Source organism: Thiohalocapsa sp., from assembly GCF_019695415.1.
Classification (GTDB): Bacteria; Pseudomonadota; Gammaproteobacteria; order Chromatiales; family Chromatiaceae; genus Thiohalocapsa.
The window spans coordinates 1-4,262 of record NZ_JAIFKJ010000276.1 but is presented as its reverse complement, the minus strand read 5'-3'; the positions used below and the strand labels follow the sequence as shown (position 1 = coordinate 4,262).

At 65.2% G+C, this 4,262-nt stretch carries 5 protein-coding genes and 1 pseudogene; all 6 read right to left on the bottom strand.

The window, feature by feature from the left end; genetic code table 11:
• Window positions 1-482: pseudogene (locus I6U14_RS07945) on the bottom strand (NADH-quinone oxidoreductase subunit L); the annotation flags it as partial.
• 5 nt (window positions 483-487) lie between these two features.
• Window positions 488-793: an NADH-quinone oxidoreductase subunit NuoK gene (gene nuoK / locus I6U14_RS07940; RefSeq protein ID WP_296898289.1), complete on the bottom strand. Its 306-nt coding sequence runs from the start codon at window positions 791-793 to the stop codon at window positions 488-490.
• The gene (locus I6U14_RS07935; RefSeq protein WP_296898287.1) at window positions 790-1,458 is read right to left on the bottom strand and encodes an NADH-quinone oxidoreductase subunit J; all 669 of its coding nucleotides are present in this window, start codon (window positions 1,456-1,458) and stop codon (window positions 790-792) included. The genes nuoK and I6U14_RS07935 overlap by 4 nt, the downstream gene beginning before the upstream one ends.
• Window positions 1,459-1,661: 203 nt before the next feature.
• Window positions 1,662-2,153 carry an NADH-quinone oxidoreductase subunit NuoI gene (nuoI, locus tag I6U14_RS07930; protein ID WP_296898284.1) on the bottom strand — a complete coding sequence of 164 codons (492 nt, stop codon included), beginning with the start codon at window positions 2,151-2,153 and terminating at the stop codon, window positions 1,662-1,664.
• A gap of 133 nt (window positions 2,154-2,286) precedes the next feature.
• The gene (locus I6U14_RS07925) at window positions 2,287-3,273 is read right to left on the bottom strand and encodes a complex I subunit 1 family protein (protein ID WP_296898282.1); all 987 of its coding nucleotides are present in this window, start codon (window positions 3,271-3,273) and stop codon (window positions 2,287-2,289) included.
• Window positions 3,270-4,262: molybdopterin-dependent oxidoreductase (locus I6U14_RS07920; protein WP_296898281.1), on the bottom strand; the 993-nt coding region annotated here is incomplete at its 5' end. The genes I6U14_RS07920 and I6U14_RS07925, both read right to left, overlap by 4 nt.

The window sequence follows — 4,262 nt, the reverse complement described above, 5'->3', positions numbered from 1 at the left end:
AGGCCCACCGCCTCCCAGCCGAAGAACAACTGCATGAAGTTGTTCGACATCACCAGCATCAGCATGGAGAAGGTGAACAGCGAAATATAGGCAAAGAAGCGCTGATAGCTGTTGCGCCCACTGAGCGCCCCCTCCGGCCAGTTGTGTTCGTCGTCCGCCATGTAGCCAATGGTGTAGACGTGAACCATCAGCGACACGAAGGTGACTGTGGCCATCATCAGCGCCGTGAGCCGATCCACCAGGAAGCCGATCTCGAAGTGCATCCCGTCGGACACCAGCCAGGTGTAGACGGCGCCGTTGAAGGTCTGGGCATCGCCCCAGATGAAGCGCGCCAGCACCCACAGCGACAGCGCAGCGGAGAGGCCGACGCCGGCGATGGTGGCCCGGTGCGACCAGACCCGGCCGATGCGCCCGCCGAAGAAGCCGGCGACGATGGCGCCCGCAAGCGGCGCCAGCACGATAATGAGGTAGATGAGCTTCATCGCCGTCAGCCCTTAAGCAGGTCGAGATCGTCGACGTTGATGGTGCCGCGGGCGCGGAACAGCACCACGAGGATGGCGAGGCCGATGGCGGCCTCGGCGGCAGCGACGGTGAGGATGAAAAACACGAAGATCTGCCCGGCGCCGTCCTCCAAGAAATGCGAAAAGGCGACGAAGTTCATGTTCACCGCAAGCAGCATCAGCTCGATGCACATCAAGAGCACGATGACGTTCTTGCGGTTCAGAAAGATCCCGGCCACCGAGATGGAGAAGAGCACGGCACCGAGCAGCAAATAGTCCGATAGCGCGATCATGACGCCAGCTCCTTGTCCTCGTCGTTCTGCGTCTTGGGCTCGGCGGTGACCACCGGCCGCGGCGTCTGCTCCGCCGGCATAGACACCATCCGTATCCGGTCCGGGCCTTTGCGCACCTTCACCTGCGCCGCCGGGTCCAGATATTTGGTGTCCGGGCGCCGGCGCAGCGTCAGCCGAATGGCGGCGACGATGGCCACCAGCAGGATCACCGCCGCAATCTCGAATTGGTACAGATAGACGGTGTAGAGATTGAGCCCCAGCTCAGAGGTGTTGCTGAAGCCGGCAGGCTTGGGCTCCGGCTTGCCGAACACCTCGAGACCGAAGTTGGAGGGCCCCAGCACCAGGAACAGGTTGAACACCATCAGGGCCGCGATCACCAGCCCCAGCGGCAAGTGCTTGATGAATTGCGCGCGCATCGCCGCGATGTCGATATCGAGCATCATCACGACGAACAGGAACAGCACCATCACGGCACCGACGTACACCAGCACCAAAGCGATGCCGAGGAACTCCGCCTCAATCAGCAGCCAGAGTGCGGCGCTGCCCACAAAGGCCAACACCAGGTACAGCACGGCATGCACCGGGTTACGCCGTGTGACGACCATCCCCGCAGCGAATACGGTTATGGCCGCGAACACATAGAACAGAAACTTCTCGAAACCCATGGGATATCCGCTGCTGAGCCCGGGCGATGATCCTTGTTCGCCGCCGGACGGAGATGACGCTCGTATCGGCGCCGCGCAGAGGGGGTGCGGCTGCGCGTGCCGCGCTCTTGTGTGTCGCTATGCCGCGCGGCGCTGGTTTGCCGGCGCCTTGGGCCGCTCAGGCCGCAACACGCCGGCTCGAGTGGAGGATCGCGGGCGCCGCGTCAGCGATAGGGCGCGTCGGCAGCCCGTGCCGCGGCGATCTCGGCCTCGTATTGGTCCCCCACGGCGAGGAGCTTGTCCTTGGTCATGATGTTCTCGCCGCGATTTTCGAAGTGATACTCGTAGATGCCGGTCTCGACGATGGAGTCTACCGGGCACGACTCCTCGCAGAAGCCGCAATAGATGCACTTGAACAGGTCGATATCGTACCGCGTCGTGCGCCTCGAGCCATCCTCCCGCGGCTCCGCCTCGATGGTGATGGCGAGCGCCGGGCAGGTGGCCTCGCAAAGCTTGCAGGCGATGCAGCGCTCCTCGCCGTTCGGGTAGCGGCGCAGCGCGTGCAGGCCGCGGAAGCGCGGCGAGATAGGCGCCTTCTCCTCTGGGTACTGCACCGTGAACTTGCGCTTGAACAGATAGCGACCGGTGAGCCCCATGCCGCGGAGCAGCTCCGTCAGCAGCAGGCTGTCGACGTATTTGCGTGCGGTGTCAAGCATAGTGTCGAGTGTCGAGTATCTAGGACCGAGTTTCGAGGATCGAGTACCGAGGATCGAGGAGGGTGTCGGGGCTGTATCGCGGCCCTGGCCTTTTCTTCCTCGTCACTCGCAACTCGTCACTCGCAACTCGCTATCAATTCCACCACGGCGGCAACCCCACCAGCACGGCCAGAGCGACCACCAGAATCCAGACAATCGTGATCGGGATGAACACCTTCCAGCCGAGGCGCATGATCTGGTCGTAGCGGTAGCGCGGGAAGGTGGCCCGCAGCCACAGGAAGACGAACATGAAGAAGAACGTCTTCAGCAGCAGCCAGATGGTGCCCGGCACCCAGGCCGTAGCCTCGCCGAGCACCGGGATGTTCTGGAAGGGCGAGAGCCAGCCGCCGAAGAAGAGCAGTGTCGTCAACATGGCGATGAGCACCATGTTGGCGTACTCCGCCAGGAAGAAGATCGCGAAGGCCATGCCGGAATACTCGACATGGAAGCCGGCGACGATCTCCGACTCGCCCTCGGCGACATCGAAGGGTGCGCGGTTGGTCTCAGCGACGCCGGAAATATAGTAGACGCCGAACAGCGGCAGCAGCGGCAGCCAGAACCAGGTCAGGAAGCTGCCCGACTGGGCCTCGACGATGGCGCTCAGGTTCAGGCTGCCGGCGGCCACCAGCACCCCCACCAGCGCGAAGCCCATGGCGATCTCGTAGGCCACGATCTGCGCCGCCGCACGCATGGCACCCAGCAGCGCATACTTGGAGTTGGACGCCCAGCCCGCGATGATGACGCCGTAGACGCCGAGGGACGTCAGCGCCAGCACATAAAGCAGGCCGGCATTGATGTCCGCCAGCACCATGGAGATCAGGGGTGCAAGCAGGAACAGCCCTTTATTGGCCTTGGTCGGGACAATGACCTCTTTGACCAAAAGCTTCAGCGCATCAGCGATGGGCTGGAGCAGGCCGCGCCAGCCGACGCGGTTCGGACCGATGCGCACCTGGATGTAGCCGATGACCTTGCGCTCGGCATAGGTGTAGTAGGCCACTACGCCCAGCAACGGCAGGACGATGGCGAGTGTCGCGACGATGCTCTGCAGCGGCAGCGGCAGCGCGTTCCAGAGATCCATCATGCCGGTGCCTCCTCGAACATCTGGCTCGCCGCCAGCAGTGACGGGTCGGCCTTTACGACCGTCATCGGGCCCACCGCCGGGCCGAAGACTCCGCTGCCGCGCACGCCCGCCGGAAGACGCGCGGCGCCAGGCGCCAGGCGCTCGTCCAGCAGGACCGGCACTACGGCGCGGCATTCACCCTGGGCAACCTCGGCGGCATCCCCTGAAGCCAGGCCGAGACGTGTCGCGTCGTCAGGGTGCAGATGCAGGGCAAGCGGCTCCGAGAGCGGAGTGCGCTGAAGGGCCGGTGCCGCGCGCACGGTCTGATCCACTGCATAGATGGGCACATTGCCAACCCGCATCAGGCCATCGGAGAGCGGCAACGGCTGCTTCAAGCCGTAGGCACCGCGGCGCGCGTTATCCAATGTCAGATCGGCACACAGAGCCGCCAGCTCATCGTGCACCTGTTTGCCGCTGGTATAGCCGAAACCGTCGAGCTCCAGCAGGTTGCCCAGGACGCGCAGCAGCTTCCAGCCGGGCCGGGCATCCCCAGGCGGTGCCACGGCGCCCTGGAAGCGCTGCCAGCGGCCCTCGGCGTTGACGAAGGTGCCGGACGTCTCGGCGAACGCCGAAATGGGCAGCAGCAGGTCGCACGCGGCCTCGAGGTCCGGTGTCCGGAATGCGGTGCAGCCGATGACATGGTCCGCTGCGGCGAGCGCTGCGCTCGCCCGGGACGGGTCGATCAGGTCCAGCTCCGGAGACAGGCCCCAGAGCACATAGGTCCGCCGCGGCTCCGTGAGCATGGCCAGCGTGTCGAGGCCCGGGCTGTCGAGGGGCACCGCGGCGGCGCCCAAATGCGGCACCGCACCGGCAATGGCGGCGCCGACGCTGTTCGCCGCCGGCGGCCGAAACCCGAGCCGACAGCCGGCAGCACCGGCCACCAGGTCGGCCCAACCCTTGAGTAATGGGCAATCGGGGTCGGCCTCCGCGGCCCCCCCGCGCGCCCCACC